The organism is Saccharothrix texasensis, assembly GCF_003752005.1.
Lineage (GTDB): Bacteria > Actinomycetota > Actinomycetes > Mycobacteriales > Pseudonocardiaceae > Actinosynnema > Actinosynnema texasense.
Map to the genome: position 1 here is coordinate 4978531 of NZ_RJKM01000001.1, position 16469 is coordinate 4994999.

The 16469-nt window shown below is 69.1% G+C and carries 14 protein-coding genes; 2 read left to right on the forward strand and 12 right to left on the reverse strand.

The window, feature by feature from the left end; translation table 11 throughout:
* Positions 1 to 27: 27 nt before the first annotated feature.
* The 6 genes from EDD40_RS21440 to EDD40_RS21470 all read right to left on the reverse strand — a co-directional run bounded on the left by EDD40_RS21440 (position 28) and on the right by EDD40_RS21470 (position 8191).
* Positions 28 to 516: a hypothetical protein gene (locus EDD40_RS21440; RefSeq protein WP_148088854.1), complete on the reverse strand. Its 489-nt coding sequence runs from the start codon at positions 514 to 516 to the stop codon at positions 28 to 30.
* Positions 517 to 529: 13 nt separating this feature from the next.
* On the reverse strand, positions 530 to 3295 hold the full coding sequence (gene topA, locus EDD40_RS21445; RefSeq protein ID WP_123744518.1) for a type I DNA topoisomerase: 2766 nt from the start codon (positions 3293 to 3295) through the stop codon (positions 530 to 532).
* A 126-nt stretch (positions 3296 to 3421) separates the two neighbouring features.
* On the reverse strand, positions 3422 to 4411 hold the full coding sequence (locus tag EDD40_RS42690) for a hypothetical protein (RefSeq protein WP_211348218.1): 990 nt from the start codon (positions 4409 to 4411) through the stop codon (positions 3422 to 3424).
* Between the two features lie 90 nt (positions 4412 to 4501).
* Entirely contained in the window at positions 4502 to 5110 is a 609-nt protein-coding gene (locus EDD40_RS21460) for a hypothetical protein (protein WP_123744519.1), read from the reverse strand.
* Between the two features lie 40 nt (positions 5111 to 5150).
* Positions 5151 to 5735 carry a hypothetical protein gene (locus EDD40_RS21465; protein WP_123744520.1) on the reverse strand — a complete coding sequence of 195 codons (585 nt, stop codon included), beginning with the start codon at positions 5733 to 5735 and terminating at the stop codon, positions 5151 to 5153.
* Positions 5736 to 5887: 152 nt separating this feature from the next.
* Complete coding sequence (locus EDD40_RS21470; RefSeq protein ID WP_123744521.1) at positions 5888 to 8191, reverse strand: sodium-translocating pyrophosphatase; 2304 nt, start codon at positions 8189 to 8191, stop codon at positions 5888 to 5890.
* A gap of 235 nt (positions 8192 to 8426) precedes the next feature.
* On the opposite strand from EDD40_RS21470, the gene EDD40_RS21475 reads away from it, so the two are divergent.
* A complete protein-coding gene (locus EDD40_RS21475; RefSeq protein WP_123744522.1) occupies positions 8427 to 10838 on the forward strand; it encodes a DEAD/DEAH box helicase in 2412 nt (803 codons plus the stop codon).
* On the opposite strand, the gene EDD40_RS21480 is transcribed toward EDD40_RS21475, so the two are convergent.
* From EDD40_RS21480 to EDD40_RS44445, 4 genes are all read right to left on the reverse strand, one after another.
* On the reverse strand, positions 10808 to 11410 hold the full coding sequence (locus tag EDD40_RS21480) for a bifunctional DNA primase/polymerase (protein WP_123744523.1): 603 nt from the start codon (positions 11408 to 11410) through the stop codon (positions 10808 to 10810). The genes EDD40_RS21475 and EDD40_RS21480 overlap by 31 nt on opposite strands.
* Before the next feature lie 267 nt (positions 11411 to 11677).
* Entirely contained in the window at positions 11678 to 12013 is a 336-nt protein-coding gene (locus tag EDD40_RS21485) for an Rv3654c family TadE-like protein (protein WP_123744524.1), read from the reverse strand.
* 618 nt (positions 12014 to 12631) lie between these two features.
* Positions 12632 to 12982: a TadE family type IV pilus minor pilin gene (locus EDD40_RS21490; RefSeq protein ID WP_123744525.1), complete on the reverse strand. Its 351-nt coding sequence runs from the start codon at positions 12980 to 12982 to the stop codon at positions 12632 to 12634.
* On the reverse strand, positions 12979 to 13095 hold the full coding sequence (locus tag EDD40_RS44445) for a DUF4244 domain-containing protein (RefSeq protein WP_123748187.1): 117 nt from the start codon (positions 13093 to 13095) through the stop codon (positions 12979 to 12981). The genes EDD40_RS21490 and EDD40_RS44445 overlap by 4 nt, the downstream gene beginning before the upstream one ends.
* A gap of 62 nt (positions 13096 to 13157) precedes the next feature.
* Here EDD40_RS44445 and EDD40_RS21500 point away from each other — a divergent pair, with 62 nt between their 5' ends.
* Positions 13158 to 14768, forward strand: a complete 1611-nt coding sequence (locus tag EDD40_RS21500) for a recombinase family protein (protein WP_123744526.1) — start codon at positions 13158 to 13160, stop codon at positions 14766 to 14768.
* A 271-nt stretch (positions 14769 to 15039) separates the two neighbouring features.
* Here the strand turns inward: EDD40_RS21500 and EDD40_RS21505 are convergent, their stop codons facing one another.
* Both EDD40_RS21505 and EDD40_RS41065 read right to left on the reverse strand, forming a co-directional pair.
* The gene (locus EDD40_RS21505) at positions 15040 to 15531 is read right to left on the reverse strand and encodes an HIT family protein (protein ID WP_123744527.1); all 492 of its coding nucleotides are present in this window, start codon (positions 15529 to 15531) and stop codon (positions 15040 to 15042) included.
* 37 nt (positions 15532 to 15568) lie between these two features.
* Positions 15569 to 16363 (reverse strand): hypothetical protein, encoded by a 795-nt coding sequence (locus EDD40_RS41065; RefSeq protein WP_148088855.1) that lies wholly within the window; start codon positions 16361 to 16363, stop codon positions 15569 to 15571.
* Positions 16364 to 16469 lie beyond the last annotated feature (106 nt).

The following is a 16469-nucleotide window of genomic DNA, read 5'->3' on the forward strand; positions in this document are numbered from 1 at the left end:
TCCGCCGTTCGGGTGACCTGAGTGTGTTCAGCGCACCAGGTCGACCACGGCTTCGATGATCTCACGCACCACGTTGAACAGCAGCCCGCTGAGCGCCGCCAGCAGGACCAGGCAGCCGATCAGGCCGCCCTTGCCCTTCTTCGGCACCGGCTCGGCGACCGCGTGCCCCGGCTCGCGCCGGGCCGGTCCGGCCTGCGGCGGGGACGCCGTGCCCGGCTGCCGACGTGCCAGTCCGGGGTGCGGCACGTGCGCCGCGGGCTCGCCCGTCACCTGCCGCGCCGCAGCGCGCACGGGCTCGCGGGAGGACGCGCGCCGGGTCTGCGGGACGTACGCCGGTCCGGGCCGCGGCGCGGGCATCGGCGGCGGCACGATCGGCGGCACGGCCTTCGTCACGAACCGCTCGCCCGTGACCAGGCCGGCGAGGGCGTCCGGGAACACCGGAGGGGGCGGTGGGGGCTGCGTTCCGTCCGGCGCGAACCGGCCCGCGCCGGAACGAGCTTCGCCCAAGCCGTCCACCGCCCCGCCTCCCCTAGCTCTTCGTCTTCGCCGGAGCCTTCTTCCGCGCGGGCGCCTTCTTGGCCGCGGGCGCCTTCTTCTTCGTCGTCGGACCCTTGGCCCGCTTCTCGGCCAGCAGCTCGGCCGCCCGCTCGTCGGACAGGCCCTCGACGCTGTCCGACTTGCGCAGCGACGCGTTGACCTCGCCGTCGGTCACGTACGGGCCGAACCGGCCCTCCTTGACCACCATCGGCTTGCCGGAGACCGGGTCCGCGCCCAGCTCCTTCAACGGCGGCGCGGCCGCGGCCCGACCCCGCTTCTTCGGCTCGGCGTAGATCTTGAGCGCCTCGTCGAGGGTGACCGAGAACAGCTGGTCCTCGCTGGTCAGCGACCGCGAGTCGGTGCCCTTCTTCAGGTAGGGCCCGTAGCGGCCGTTCTGCGCGGTGATCTCCGCGCCGGTCTCCGGGTCCTTGCCGACCACGCGCGGCAGCGAGAGCAGCTTCAGCGCGTCGTCCAGCGTGACCGCGTCCAGCGACATCGACTTGAACAGCGAGCCGGTGCGCGGCTTCGGCGCCTTCTTCGCGCCCTCCGGCGCCTCGGGCAGCACCTCGGTCACGTACGGGCCGAACCGGCCCTCCTTGGCCACGATCTCGTGCCCGGTCACCGGGTCGTTGCCCAGCGAGCGGCCCTCCTGCGGCGTGGCGAACAGCCTGTCCGCGATCTCGCGGTTCAGCTCGTCCGGCGGCAGGTCGTCGGGCAGGTTCGCCCGCTGCGCGCTGGTCGTGCCGTCCTCGCCCTCGACCTCGCGCTCCAGGTAGGGCCCGTAGCGGCCGACCCGGACGTAGACCGTGCGGCCCTCCACGTCGGGGAACAGCGGGATCGAGTTGACCTCGCGGGCGTCGATCGCCTCGACGCTCGACCCGACCAGCTTCTTCAGCCCGCCGGAGCGGCCGACCGACGACTCGGGGCCGACGTTGCCGCCGAAGTAGAACCCGGACAGCCACGTGGTCCGCTCCTGGCGGCCGGCGGCGATGCCGTCCAGCTCGTCCTCCAGCGCAGCGGTGAAGTCGTAGTCGACGAGCCGGCCGAAGTGCTGCTCCAGCAGCCCGACCACGGCGAACGCCACCCACGACGGGACCAGGGCGGAGCCCTTCTTCCACACGTAGCCGCGGTCCTGGACGGTGCTGATGATCGAGGCGTAGGTGGAGGGCCGGCCGATGCCCAGCTCCTCCATCGTCTTGATCAGGCTCGCTTCGGTGAAGCGCGGCGGCGGGCTGGTCGAGTGGCCGTCCGCGGACAGCTCGGCGGCCAGCAGCGCCTGGTCCTTGACCAGCTGCGGCAGCCGCGACTCGGCGTCGTCGGACTCGCCGCCCGCCTCCGAGTCGACCGTCTCCACGTAGGCCTTCAGGAAGCCCGCGAAGGTGATCGTGCGGCCGGACGCGGCGAAGGTGACGTTCTCCCCGCCGGTCGTCGTGCCGGAGATGCGGACCGACGTCGTGTTGCCGCGCGCGTCGGCCATCTGGGAGGCGATCGTGCGCTGCCAGATCAGCTCGTAGAGCTTGAACTCGTCCGACTCCAGCTCGCGGGCCACCTGGCCGGGGGTGCGGAACACCTCGCCGGCGGGGCGGATCGCCTCGTGGGCCTCCTGCGCGTTCTTGACCTTGCGGGTGTACTGGCGGGGCTCCTTGGACACGAACTGCGAGCCGTACAGCTCGGTGGCCTGCGCCCGCGCCGCCGCGATCGCGGTCTCCGACAGCGTCGTGCTGTCGGTGCGCATGTAGGTGATGTAGCCGTTCTCGTACAGCTTCTGCGCGGTGCGCATGGCGCGGTCCGCGGAGAAGCGCAGCTTGCGGCCCGCCTCCTGCTGCAACGTGGAGGTCATGAACGGCGCGTACGGCTTGCGCGTGTACGGCTTCTCCTCGACCGAGGAGACCGTCATCGAGGCGTTGACCAGGCCGTCCGCGATGGCCCTGGCCTGCGCCTCGTCCAGCATGCGCACCTCGGTCGGCCCGGCCTTGAGCCTGCCGTCGGGGCCGAAGTCGCGGCCCGTGGCCAGGCGCGTGCCGTCGACCGCGACCAGCCGGGCGCCGAACGTGCGCGGCGCGGCGTCCTCGCCCGCGTCCACGGTCGCCGAGACGTCCCAGTAGGAGGCGGTCACGAACTTCATCCGCTCGCGCTCCCGCTCGACCACGATCCGGGTCGCCACGGACTGCACGCGGCCCGCCGAGAGCTTCGGCATGACCTTCTTCCAGAGCACCGGGCTGACCTCGTAGCCGTAGAGGCGGTCGAGGATGCGGCGGGTCTCCTGGGCGTCGACCAGGTCCTGGTCCAGGTCGCGGGGGTTCGCGGCGGCGGCGAGGATCGCGGGCTCGGTGATCTCGTGGAACACCATCCGCCGAACCGGGACCTTCGGCTTCAGCGTGTCGAGCAGGTGCCAGGCGATGGCCTCGCCCTCGCGGTCGCCGTCTGTCGCGAGGTACAGCTCGTCGACGTCCTTGAGCAGCTCTTTCAGCTCGGCGACGGTCGCCTTCTTGTCCGGCGTGACGACGTACAGCGGTTCGAAGCCGTGGTCGACGTCGACCCCGAGCCGGGCCCACGGCATGCCCTTGTACTTCGCGGGCACGTCGGCCGCGCCGCGGGGCAGGTCCCGGATGTGCCCCTTGGATGACTCCACGACGAAGTCGCTGCCGAGGTAAGACGCGATCTTCCGCGCCTTCGTGGGCGACTCGACGATCACCAACCGCCGGTTGCCGCTCGCTGATCCCCCGTTTGTCTTCCTCGCCCGTGTCGATCCAGCCACGCCGTCCCGCTCTCTTCGAACACTGTGTCCCGACCCGCCAGTGTGCACTGTCCTTTGTCGCCGCTGGGCAGCCCTGGTCGGGACAGGGTGACACAACTGTGGCGGATCCTCCGCCAGGAGGACGCGCTACGCGGCCGGCCAGGTGCGTTCCGCGACGCCCCTCGGCGCGCGTCCGACCAGCTCGGCGAGCCGTTCGAGCCGCCGTCTGCCGACGACGCGCAGCGCGGGTCCCCCGGTCTTGCCGATCAAGAGTGTCGAGGGCAGACCCGACGTGGCCAATGCTTTTCGCAACGCTTCGTGCGTGTCGGGCGCCTCGGGGTCGAGGCCCAGGAGGTACCCGGAGCCGGACTCGACCCACCGGCCGGACGCGAGCGCCCACAGCCGCAGGGCCGCGCCGTCGAGGGTGAAGTCGGGTGGGACGACCTTGCGGTCGCCGTCGAACCACTGCGCCGCCAACCCGGCCAGGTCGGTGCGGAACGCCGTCGTGACCTGCCACGACTCGGTGACCACCGGTTCGGCCGCCTCGACGGCCCCCGGCTCGGTCCCGGTCCCCGCCTCGACGGCCCCCTGCTCGGCCTCGGTCCGCGGCTCCGGCTCGGGCTCGGGTTCGGCGGCGGCCGGCCCACGCCGGCCCGACCCGATCACCACCGGGGCGAACCCGTCCGGGTCGTCGTCCACCGGCTCGTCCAGGGGTTCCCCCAGGTCGTCGAGGTCGTCCAGGTCGGGCAAGGGCTCGTCCAGGTCGTCCGGGGGTTCGTCCAGCGGCTCGTCGGGCGACTCGGCCACCGGCTCGTCGTCGGCGGGCCGGCTCGCGGGCTCGTCCGGGACGACTTCGATCCCGGCGGGCCCCGCCGGCTCCGGCCCGGCCTCGGCGGGTCCGTCCTCGGCGACCCGGGGCCGCTCCGCCCGGACCTGCTCGACCCGGGCCTGCACGCCCCGCTCGGCCAGCGCCGCCTCCACCGCGGCGGCCCGGTCCCGGGTGTCGAGACCCACCGACACCCGGGCCGCGCGCCCACGGGCGAAGCCCAGCGCCCGGCCGGGCCCGCACAGCAGGCCCGCCAGGTCACCGACGCAAGGCTGTCTCGCCTCGGCCGAGTAGAAGGACAATTGCCCCACGGACAGGCAGCGTAGAACACACGTTCGACCACGGCCAGTCTCCGAAGGGCTGAACCACCTACCCCAACGGTCCCACCCGTCCCAGCGGTGTCAGCTGCCGAGGCTCTTCAGCGTCTCCGACATCGCGACGCACTCGGGCGCCTGCTTGAACGCCGGGCCGAGCTTCGGGTCGTCCTGGAGCTTCTTGATCTGCTCCTGGAGCTTGGACGGGTCCGCCTGGTCGCCGCCGAGCTGCTCCAGCTTGGTGGCGAACTCGGGGTCGGCCGGGTCCAGCGCCGCCAGCTCGGTGTTGACCTGGGTCAGCGTCTTGCCCGAGTCGGTGAAGAACTTGACCAGCTCGTCGTGCAGCTCCTGGCTCTCGGGCGACGGCGCGCCGAGGTCGTCCAGCTTCTCGCCCGCCTCGCTCAGCGACTTGCCCGCCTTGGAGCTGTAGTCGAGCAGCGCGGTCTTCTGCACGGCCGGGTCCTCCGCGCCGCCCTCGAACATCGTCTTCAGCAGGGTCAGCACGCCCTCGATGGTGGGCGAGATGCCCTCGCAGAACGTCCCGGTCCACTTGACCGGGTCGGCGTCCGCGGCGGTGGTGGTCGTGGTGGTCGCCGTCGACCCTGACGTGGAGGACGCCGACGAGCCGCCACCACCGCACGCGGAGGTGACCAGAACAGCGGCGAACACGCCGGCGAGCGCGACACGGTGCTTCACAGAATGCCCCCAAATCGGAAAAAGGTGAGGGGGCAACCTACTACGAAGTCGGTGTGACGGGTTCCGACGGCCTCAGCGTCCGCAGGTCCTGGCAGGCCGCCGCCTTCTCGGCCGCCGCCGACAGCTCCGGCGACGCCTCCAGCTGCTTCAGCGGCGCGACGAAGTCGTCCAGCCTGGTGATGGCCTCGCCGGCGGCCTGCAACCCGCCGACCGGGTCGTTGGCGTCCGCCGCCTCGATGGCCGCCTTGGCGTCGGTGAAGTTCTTCGCGATGCCGGTGAACGTCACCGCCATCTGCTCCACCTGCTCGTCACCGCCCGCCACCGGCGACGGACCCACGCCGCGCAGCTTGGTCGCGGTCTGGGTGAACGCGTCGGCCATCTGGCCCATGTACGCGCCCATGTCGGCCTTCAGCTTCGCCGGGTCGTTCGCGTCCAGCTGCGGCGGTGTCTTCTGCACCGTGGCGAACGAGGACGCCGCCGTGCACACCTTGTCCATGTACGCCACCGCCGCCGCGTCGGACGGCGACTCGGACGACGACGTGGGTGTGGCGGAGTCGCCCCCGGACCCGCACCCGGCGACCGCCACGACCAGGGCGGTCGCGGCGACCAGCGGCAGAAGTCTCATCAGGGTGCTCCCCCTCGTTGTGCGCGACCGCGGTTCTCGGCGATACCGGACAGTGTGCCCCCATCCGGGCGCGCCCACCCGGCCCACCCGGCCCACCCGGACGTGGAAGGGCGGGGCGCCGCGAACCGCCGGCGCCCCGCCCCGCTCGACCGTCACGCGGAGGTGGTGACCTCCGCCGGGGTGTCCGAGATCGCCGTGCCGCGCCGCTTGGACACGACCACGGCGCCCACGATCACCACGACCGCCACGATCGCGATCGCGTACCGGATGCCCGCCGACTCGCCGGAGCCGACGGAGAACCCGACGATCGCGGGCGCGATCAGCACCGAGACCAGGTTCATCACCTTGATCAGCGGGTTGATGGCCGGACCGGCGGTGTCCTTGAACGGGTCGCCGACGGTGTCGCCGATGACGGTGGCGGCGTGGGCGTCGGAGCCCTTGCCGCCGTGGTTGCCGTCCTCGACCAGCTTCTTCGCGTTGTCCCAGGCGCCACCGGAGTTGGCCAGGAACACCGCCATCAGCGTGCCGGTGGCGATCGCGCCCGCCAGGTAGCCGGCCAGCGGGCCGACGCCGAGGCCGAAGCCGACCGCGATCGGCGCCAGCACCGCGAGCAGGCCGGGAGTGGCCAGCTCGCGCAGCGAGTCCCTCGTGCAGATGTCGACGACCCGGCCGTACTCCGGCTTCACCGTGCCGTCCATGATCCCGGGGTTGTCGCGGAACTGGCGGCGCACCTCGAACACGATCGCGCCCGCCGCGCGGGTCACCGCGTTCACCGCGAGACCGGAGAACATGAACACGACGGCCGCGCCGATGATGAGGCCGACCAGCACGTTCGGGCTGAACACCACGTTGGTGAACGAGATCGGCACCTCGCCGATGCCCACCTGCACGTCCCGCAGCGCCTGCTCGATCGCGTCCTTGTAGGAGCCGAACAGCGCGGTCGCCGCCAGCACGGCGGTGGCGATCGCGATGCCCTTGGTGATGGCCTTGGTCGTGTTGCCCACCGCGTCGAGCTCGGTGAGGATCTGCGCGCCTTCGCCGTCCACGTCGCCGGACATCTCCGCGATGCCCTGCGCGTTGTCGGAGACGGGGCCGAAGGTGTCCATGGCCACGATGACGCCGACCGTGGTCAGCAGGCCGCAGCCGGCCAGCGCGACCGCGAACAGCGCCACGACCACCGAGCCGGACAGCAGGAACGCGCCGTAGACCGCGCCGCCGATGACCAGCGCGGTGTAGACCGCCGACTCGAAGCCGACCGAGATGCCCGAGAGGATGACGGTCGCCGCGCCGGTGAGCGAGGTGCGGCCGACCTCCTTGACCGGCTTGTGCTCGGTGCCGGTGAAGTAGCCGGTCAGCCACAGGATGACGCCCGCCAGCACGATGCCGATGATCACCGCGACGGCCGCGATCAAGGCCGGGTTGCCCGGCGTGCCCGCGATCTCCTCGGACACGCCGGCGAGGCCCGCGAACGAGCTGGGCAGGAACAGGAACGCCGCGACCGTGCACAGCACCGCCGAGATGACCGCCGAGATGTAGAACGAGCGGTTGATCGCGGTGAGGCCGTTCTCGCCGGTGCGGGCGCTGGTGATGTAGACGCCGATGACCGCCGTGAGCACGCCGATCGCGGGCACGATCAGCGGGAACAGCAGGCCCTTCGCGCCGAACGCGGCCGTGCCCAGGATCAGCGACGCGACCAGGGTGACGGCGTAGGACTCGAACAGGTCCGCCGCCATGCCGGCGCAGTCGCCGACGTTGTCGCCCACGTTGTCCGCGATGGTCGCGGCGTTGCGCGGGTCGTCCTCGGGGATGCCCTGCTCGACCTTGCCGACCAGGTCCGCGCCGACGTCGGCGGCCTTGGTGAAGATGCCGCCGCCGACCCGCATGAACATGGCGAGCAGGGCCGCGCCGAAGCCGAAGCCCTCCAGCACCCGCGGCGCCTGGCCGACGTAGACGAACACGACCAGCGCCGCGCCGAACAGGCCCAGGCCGACGGTGAACATGCCGACCACGCCGCCGGTGCGGAACGCGATCCGCATGGCCTTCTCCCGGCCGCCCGCCTCCTTGGCCGCGGCGGCGACGCGCACGTTCGCGCGGGTCGACAGCCACATGCCGAGGTAGCCGATGACGGCGGAGAAGCCGGCGCCGACGAGGAAGAACAGCGACCTGCCGATCCGTTCGCCGATGTCCTCGGCGGGAAGCGCGAACAGCAGCACGAACACGATGACGACGAAGATGCCGAGCGTTCGGAACTGCCGGTTGAGGTAGGCCGCTGCGCCCTCTTGGACCGCCTTGGCGATGTCCTGCATCTTGGAGGTGCCCTGGCCCGCGGCCAGCACCTCCCGGAGCAGCACGTAGCCCACGGCCAGGGCAGCCAGGGCGACCACGGCGACCACGGCCACGAGGCCGCGATCACCTCCGGAGAGCTCTAGGCCCTCCGCGAGGAATTGCCGGGACATCCGTCCTCCTGGTGAGTTTTCCAAGCCCAATGTCAGGGCCACCCCGCTGATGTGAGGCGGGTCACTCACGCGACTGTCAGCCCCGACACAACGTGATGCACCCCTCATTGGATGCGATAGCGGCGGAGTCTATTCATAGTGCGCAACCAGGCAACAACGCGTCCCGATCCGTACACACACCGTTATCTGCAGAGGTACGGTCCGGAAGTCCGTCGGATGTGCGAAGCTGCGCCCCGTGGCGAACCAGGGACGTCGTTTGCTGGACCGGGTCCTCGCCGGGGTTCCGGCGGGCGAATCGCCGTTGACGCACACCGAGGAGCAGCCGCCGCGCCCCGCGCAGCCCGTCCCGTGGCCGTCGTGGACGCCACCGGAAGTGGTGTCCGCGCTGGTGGATCGGGGTGTGACGCAGCCGTGGCGGCACCAGGCCGAAGCGGCGACCCATGCGTGGTCCGGATCACACGTCGTGGTGGCGACGGGCACCGCGTCCGGGAAATCGCTGGCGTACCAATTGCCGGTCCTGAGCGCGTTGACAGTTGATCCGAAGGCAACAGCTCTGTACCTCTCGCCCACGAAGGCGCTGGGCGCGGACCAGTTGAGATCGGTGAGCGGTTTGGGCGTGTCGGGCGTCCGCGCGGCGTCGTTCGACGGGGACACGCCGATGGCCGAACGCGATTGGGTGCGGGCGCACGCCAACTGGGTGTTCAGCAACCCGGACATGCTGCACCGGGGCGTGCTGCCCAACCACGCCCGGTGGATCAGGTTCCTGCGCCGGCTGTCGTACGTGGTGGTCGACGAATGTCACACGTACAGGGGTGTTTTCGGCTCGCACGTGGCGCTGCTGCTGCGGCGGCTGCGGCGGGTCGCGCAGCGGTACGGCGCGGACCCGGTGTTCGTGCTGGCGTCGGCGACGGTGGCCGACCCGGCGGCGTCGGCGGAGGCGCTGGTCGGCGCGCCGTGCGAGGCGGTGACGGAGGACGGGTCACCGCGCGCGGGGCGGACGGTGGCGTTGTGGGAGCCGCCGCTGCTGGACGACCTGGAAGGCGAGAACGGCGCGCCGGTGCGGCGGTCGGCGGGCGCGGAGACGGCGCGGATCCTGGCCGACCTGGTGGTGGAGGGCGCGCGGTCCTTGGCGTTCGTGCGGTCGCGGGTGGGCGCGGAGCTGACCGCGTTGGGCGCGCGGCGGGTGCTGTCGGAGGTCGACCCGTCGTTGGCGGCGCGGGTGGCCGCCTACCGGGGCGGGTACCTGCCGGAGGAGCGGCGGGCGTTGGAGCGGGCGGTGTCGTCGGGCGAACTGCTGGGCGTGGCGACGACGAACGCGTTGGAGCTCGGCGTGGACATCGTCGGGTTGGACGCCGTGGTGGTCGCCGGTTTCCCGGGCACGCTGGCGTCGTTCTGGCAGCAGGCCGGGCGGGCGGGGCGGACCGAGGACAGCGACGCGCTGGTGGTGTTCGTGGCGCGGGACGACCCGCTGGACACCTACCTGGTGCACAACCCGTCGGCGGTGCTGGACAAGCCGGTCGAGGCGACGGTGCTGGACCCCGCGAACCCGTACGTGCTGGAGCCGCAGTTGGCGTGCGCCGCCGCCGAGCTGCCGCTGACGCCGGAGTCGCTGGCCTCGTTCGGCGGTGACGCGGCGCTGGCCGTGGTGGAGGACATGGTGGCGCGGCGGGTGCTGCGGCGGCGGCCGAACGGCTGGTACTGGACCTCGCACGACCGGCCGCACTCGTCGGTGGACATCCGCGGGTCCGGCGGCGAACAGGTCGTCGTGGTGGAGGCCGACTCGGGGCGGATGCTCGGCACGGTCGACCCCGGTTCGGCGTGCTGGCAGGTGCACTCCGGCGCCGTCTACCTGCACCAGGGCGAGTCGTACGTGGTGGACCACCTGGACCTGGACAGCGGTCTGGCGATGGTGCACGCGGAGAAGCCGGACTGGTCGACGACCGCCCGTGACACCAAGGACATCTCGGTGGTGCGGGTGCTGGAGAAACGCGAGTTCGACGGGGTGACCGTGTGCCTCGGCGAGGTCGAGGTGACCTCGCAGGTGGTCGGCTACCTGCGGAAACTGCCGTCCGGGCAGGTGGTCGACTCGGTGCCGCTGTCGCTGCCCGCGCAGACGCTGGTGACGCGGGCGGTCTGGTACACGGTGTCGGCGGAGCTGCTGGGCGTCGCGTTGCCGCGCGACGCGGGTGGCGGCAGTGCGCCGGGGGGCGCCGGTCTGGATCCGGCGCGCGTCCCCGGCGCGCTGCACGCCGCCGAACACGCGGCGATCGGCCTGCTACCGCTGTTCGCGACCTGTGACCGGTGGGACATCGGCGGAGTGTCGACCGCGCTGCACCAGGACACCGGGGAGGCGACGGTGTTCGTGCACGACGGTCATCCCGGAGGAGCCGGGTTCGCCGACCGCGGGTTCGACGCGGTAGTCCCGTGGTTGGTCGCTACTAGGGAGGCCATCGCGGCTTGCGCGTGTCCGGCCGGGTGCCCGTCCTGCGTTCAGTCGCCGAAGTGCGGGAACGGCAACGATCCGCTGGACAAGGCGGGTGGGGTGGCCGTGCTGGACGTCGTGCTCGGGGTGGTCGGGGAGAGACGACACCACGACGTCCGGCACGGCCGGGTCGGTCAGGACCGGTCGGCGGCGACCAGGCCGTAGGTGGTGGTGCGGTCGGCGGCCTGCAGCAGGGCGTCCCGGACCACGTCCACGTGCGGCAGGTGCCACGCGCAGATCTGCGGCTTGACCCGCCAGTGCACGACGCCGACCTGGCCCGTGCTCGGCGGCAGCGGGACGTACTCGCCCTGGCCGTAGTGCTTGACGTCCGGGTCGGTGACCGGCGTGCCGCCGGAGGCGACCAGGAACATCCAGCGGCCCTCCGGGGTGGCCACGATCGGCACCGGGACGCCGGCGGCGCGCAGCTCCACCGCGGCCCGGCGGCCGAGGTCGGCGCTCACCTCGACGGCGTCCACGCCGTGGCCGGTGGCCAGGAGGATGCTGTAGGAGTGGCCCGTCCACCAGGTGGCGACCTGCTCCGCCTCGGTGCCGATGCGCTCCTGCCAGTCGCCGTGCACCGGGACCGGCCCGCTGTCCTCGACACCGTCGCGCCCGGCCCACCGCTCACCGGCCGGATAGGTGCCCGGCAGCACAGGCCACCCGTGCCACGCGAGGTTGACCGCCTCTGCGCGCAGCTCGATGCGGAAGGCCCCGCGCCAGCTATCCGACCACTCCATCTTTCGTTCGCCTCCTGCGTTCCGGCCACGACACCGTGTCGCGTGTTGTTCGACACCGTGTCGGTGCCACCACTTGAACTAACGCCATGACCGGGGGTTTTGGTAACCGCTTGTCGACAACTGGTCGATGTGGCACGGCGAGCGCGGGGGCCGGGGGCGGGGGGCAGAACGGCGTGCCGGCCGCCCGCCCACCGCGAAGCCGCGAATCTGCGGTCGTGTGAGTCCGCTCACCGCCGGCGGACGACCGTTCGTCGTGTGGGGTAGGGGTCACGGTTCGGCCGGACCTGCGCGGGCCCGCGCGCTGGGCGCGCCGAGCACCGTGACGGCCTCGCCGATGACGTGGACGCTCACCTCCCAACCCTCCACGTGGCACGAGGCCAGCCGGCCACCCATCCGTTCGACGACCCACTCGGCCCGGTCGCAGGCGTGCGCGACCCCACCGACCAACTGCCCGGCCGCCGCCAACGCCCCGAGATCGGCCGCCGCACCCACCCGGTGCCTGGCCACGACCACCTCGCCGACGTGCACACCGACCGCCACCAGCCCGAACCACACCGCCGCCACCGCCACCGCCACGACGGACGCCGACCCCCGATCACCCACCGATCACCACCCCTCCCGTCCCCGACCCGACACCGCCCACGCTGGACGGCCACCTACCGACCACCCAGCCGCCGCCCTCGACGGCAGCCGCCCGGCCACCCCGACCGGCATCGACCCAGCCGCCGCTGAACCACCGGGACCGCCGCCGACCCACCGCAGCCACCACACCCGGCGGCCGACCACCGCGGCCACCACCCACCGCGACCGACCGCGGTTCACGACCGCGGTTCACGACCGCCGCCCGCTCCGACCGCCGCCCGCACCGCCCGCAGCCGGCACCGACCGCAGCCCTTGTGTCCGACCGGCCGCCACGACCGGCACCGAGCCCAGCGGTCGCCGCACCGCCGGGACCGACGTCGACACTGCGGTCCGCCGGCCGCCCCGTGCGAACTCGGCCGCCCACGGCCCGCAGGCCGTCCCCGCACGGGCCTCCGTCCATGCCCGACCGGCCAGCGCCCGTCGATGCCGCCCGCGCCCGTCGATGCCGCCCGCGGTCCACTTGGCCGGCCACGGCCGTCGACCGACCCGCCGCCGATTCCGATCCCCGCGGCCGTCCACCGGCCACCAGGACCGGCGGTGCTTTCCGCGCCTGCGGTGTCGCTGCGGCCCTCTCACCCGTCAGCTATCGATCACCCCCACTCCCGGCTCCACCACGACGTAGGCCCGTGCCCGCAGCTCGACACCCAGCCGCGAGACGGAGACCTCCACCGACGCCGTGTCCCCCTCCCTCCGCACCGCCCACCGCGCCCCTTCCGGCGCGATCGCCCCGACCACGCCGTCGACCCGCCCCGGATCACCCCGGGCGACCAGCCGAGCCGCCTCCCGGGCCGCGTCCGTGCACCGGAGCTGCGCCACGACCGCCATCACCGCGCCGACGCCGAGCACCAGCACCGCGACCAGCCCGCACACCGCGACCGCCGCCTCGACCGTCACCCCGCCCCGGTCGTCGCCCAGCACCCGCCGCTTCACGCGTCCACCGTGAACGCCCGCACCAGCAGCGCCCGGATGAGGCCTTCCACCCAGTCGCCGCTCAACAGCGAGTACAGGAGCAGGCCCAGCGCCGCGGCGGCGAGTGTGCCGATCGCGTACTCGTCAAAATTCTATGCATCTTTTACAATAAGTAATGTAAAGGATACGCACCGTAATGGAACAATCATTGAAGGGACAGCTAGCTTACGCCTATGAGCGGATCAGCGATGACCGCGAAGGCAAAGAACTCGGCGTTAAGCGTCAAGATGAAGACATCGACAAACTAGCCGATTATCTCGGCGTGACGCTGGTCAGGAAGTTCGTGGACAACGACCTCTCTGCCAGCACGAACACGGACGAGCACCGGCCAGACTATGAAGAGATGATGGGTCTTCTCGAAACCGGCCCGATCAAGATTGTGCTCAGCTACACGACGAGTCGCCTTACTCGCAAGCCGGAAGAAAGCGAACAGCAAATCAAGCTGGCTCGTCGGCACGGCGTGCAGTTCTATTACGTCCGCGGCCAGTTTCTTGATCTCCAAGTAGCCGCTAACCGCCGAATGGCCCGCTACCAAGCCGCCAACGATGCAGGTGAAGCTGAGGAGCTTCAAGAGCGGGTTCTGCGCAAGAAGTTGCAAGATGCTCGCGAGGGCAAGACCGGCGGTGGGCGGCGCCTCTACGGGTACGGCAAGGTCATTGGACACAACCCTGCGACAGGCAAAGACATCTGCGACCCGTATCAGGTGCGCGAGCACGAGATCGCCGCGCTTCAGGAAGGTAAGCGCCGGACGTTAGCCGGAGAAAGCCAGTTCGACATCATTAAAGACTGGAACCGACGCGGTATCACGCGGGCGCTGGGCGGCCCATGGAGCGTTGGCCCGTTCAAGCGGACACTGCTGAACGAGAGCTACGTCGAGTTCGACCCAACCGGCCATCCAGCCGACTGCCCTTGTCTTCAAAACCCAGAGACTGGCGCTACTCGCATCCATCACGACGAACGTCACCGGGCAAGGTGGCCGTATGTCTTCACTCGGGCCGAACACGACGCGCTGGCCGCAATGTTCAACGGCCGCGACAAGCTTTGGTATAGCCACGGACGCCTCAAGGGCCGCACCTACCTTTTGACCGGCATCACGTACTGTGGTGGGACGTGGCGGGATACTGACCGCAAAGGAACTGTGTGCGGCGGTGAGATGTTCGGCCAGGGCAAGGTCTACACCAAGCGCGATGGCAGCGTTGTGCGCCAGCGTCGCTATGCCTGCAAGAAGTGGGATCGCCACGGCTTCCGTGTTGGTTGCTGCACCATCTTCCGGATCGCGGATGCGGTTGAGCAGTTCGTGAGCGAACAGGTTCTGTACCGCTTCGACTCACCGGAAGTAGCACGAGCACTTGCACCCGCCGACAACGAAGAGCGCATGGCGGCGGTTATTCAGGAACTTGCCGAGCTTCAGGTACGCCGCGAAGTGCTTGCAGCTGAGTACGCGGCCGGTGAGCACGACAAGGACGATTACCGGGTGATGCTCGGGACGATCAAAGAGAAGCTCGCGGTTGCCGAGGCCGAGAAGAAGCAACTGCTCAGCGCCAAGGCCAAAAGCCTCGCCGTCCCGACTGACGGCGGCCTACGAGAGGTTTGGGAGACCGCCAGCATGGAGTGGCGAGCCAGCGTCATTAGGCTGGTGGTCGAGAAGGTTGTGATCCATCCCGGGCGGACGGGAGCGAAGCGGTGGCCGGATAAGAACGGCTGGTACTTCGATCCGGAGTTGATTGAGATCGTCTGGCTTCACTGACCAGTAACCGAAGCTTCGCGATCACAGCGGCGTCCTCCACCTTCAGGGGGACGCCGCTTGCCTTAGCGGAGGCTTCAAGCCAAGTGACAAGGCCTAATTGTTCGATTCCCTTTTTTCGCATAGTTATTATTCGCCATTAAGCTACTACCTAATATAGCACCAAAGGTAAATCGACGAAAGAGGATCCGTCAGAATTACTTGAAACCGGTGACTCGATGCATCCATCTCCGGCGTGACGCACCCGTAAAGTTGTTAATGAAGATCAACGACGTTAACTACGCTTACTCCGGAGGTCCCACTGCGTTGCCAGTTCCCGCGCAATACGCTCGCGCTCTGACAGGGTCAGACGAACTCGATCTTTACTGTCGATGACCTCGTGCGCATGGTCAACGATAGCGCCATGACGAAGCTTCGGGTACCACCCTCCTGGATCATCAAAATCGCCAGGAACCCTGGGAATGATGTGAAGGTGCAGGTGGGGTACGGTCTGACCAGCCGCCTCCTGCTCTTGAATAGTCCAATCAAAAGCGTTTGTCTTGAAGGTATCGAGAAGAAACTTCGTCACTTCTCGGGCAAAAATCCAGTACCGCGAGAACTCCTCCTCAGACAAGTCTTCGATGCGCTGAATATGCCTTCGTGGAATCACGAGAGAGTGGCCCGGGACGATAGGGGCGATGTTATAAACCGCCGCAAAGTCAGCATTTCCGGCAAATTCGGAAGAACGCATCTCATCGGAGCAGAACGCGCAACTGTTTTCAGACATTTTTCCTCACACATAAAGTATACAACATAGGAGCGGATCATTCACCTCGTTCAAGTTCGCCGAGAATCGCCTCCCCACTGAAAGAACTACCGGCGTGCCACATAGCATCAAATTCGTCTCGAAAGGCCGCGTACCAACCGTCACCTTCATCGACGATGAAGACTGGCCGGTCCCGTCCGATACGGCTGTGCATGAAGTTAAGCTGCACTCTAAAGTACGAGGATCGGTCAGGCTTTTCTATATGAACTAGACTGAAAGATGGAACGTCACTAGTGGTTCTGACACTAAGTCGCGGACCAATATCGGCCGAAAGTGCTACTATCTGCCCCACGGCTGACTTCAGGTTGCTCTGGTACACGTCAAATTGACTCCCGTATAAATAGCGTGACGCATCAGCCGTCGGATCTACAAAAATTAGGCGGACTTCGCATCCAGCGTTGCATAGTTCTCGAAAAACCCGCTGGTAGCTCGTTAGAATATTTACTGCCGTCCGCCCAAGGATTGATATTCTCCGCGCGCCTGCGGTTTCAACATGGAACGCCGGAAGGTCATCTAACGTTCGAAAGAAGCGGTCAGCAGCGATCTTTTCAGCATCATCTTCTGCCTGCGGCTCAGGCTGCGCCCCTCTCCGCTGCATACGCCATTCGGTAACGAGAGCCACTACAACAAGAATAACCCCAAGGCAAGCGAGCAGGATTCGGGCTACAACAGATGGATTAGCCGCATACTTTAGTGGTCCTAGTTCGAGCCCATTGCTTAGAGCAAGCAGTACAAGCAATGCTCCCGCTAAGGCAAGCAGCGCCGAACGACCGAAACTTTTTAAGAGCTCCATGCGGCAAGCCCCTCTCCGTCGAGCTTGCAATATACACCACTGACCATACGCTGAACAGCTTATCGCACATACAGAGATAGATCATGGTCCGATCATTCGGACGATG

Coding starts and splice junctions, on each gene's coding strand:
- EDD40_RS21465 (WP_123744520.1), bottom strand. CDS start 5,735: ATGAGACTTCTGCCGCTGGTCGCCGCGACCGCCCTGGTCGTGGCGGTC.
- EDD40_RS21470 (WP_123744521.1), bottom strand. CDS start 8,191: ATGTCCCGGCAATTCCTCGCGGAGGGCCTAGAGCTCTCCGGAGGTGAT.
- EDD40_RS21480 (WP_123744523.1), bottom strand. CDS start 11,410: ATGGAGTGGTCGGATAGCTGGCGCGGGGCCTTCCGCATCGAGCTGCGC.
- EDD40_RS21500 (WP_123744526.1), top strand. CDS start 13,158: ATGGAACAATCATTGAAGGGACAGCTAGCTTACGCCTATGAGCGGATC.
- EDD40_RS21505 (WP_123744527.1), bottom strand. CDS start 15,531: ATGTCTGAAAACAGTTGCGCGTTCTGCTCCGATGAGATGCGTTCTTCC.
- EDD40_RS41065 (WP_148088855.1), bottom strand. CDS start 16,363: ATGGAGCTCTTAAAAAGTTTCGGTCGTTCGGCGCTGCTTGCCTTAGCG.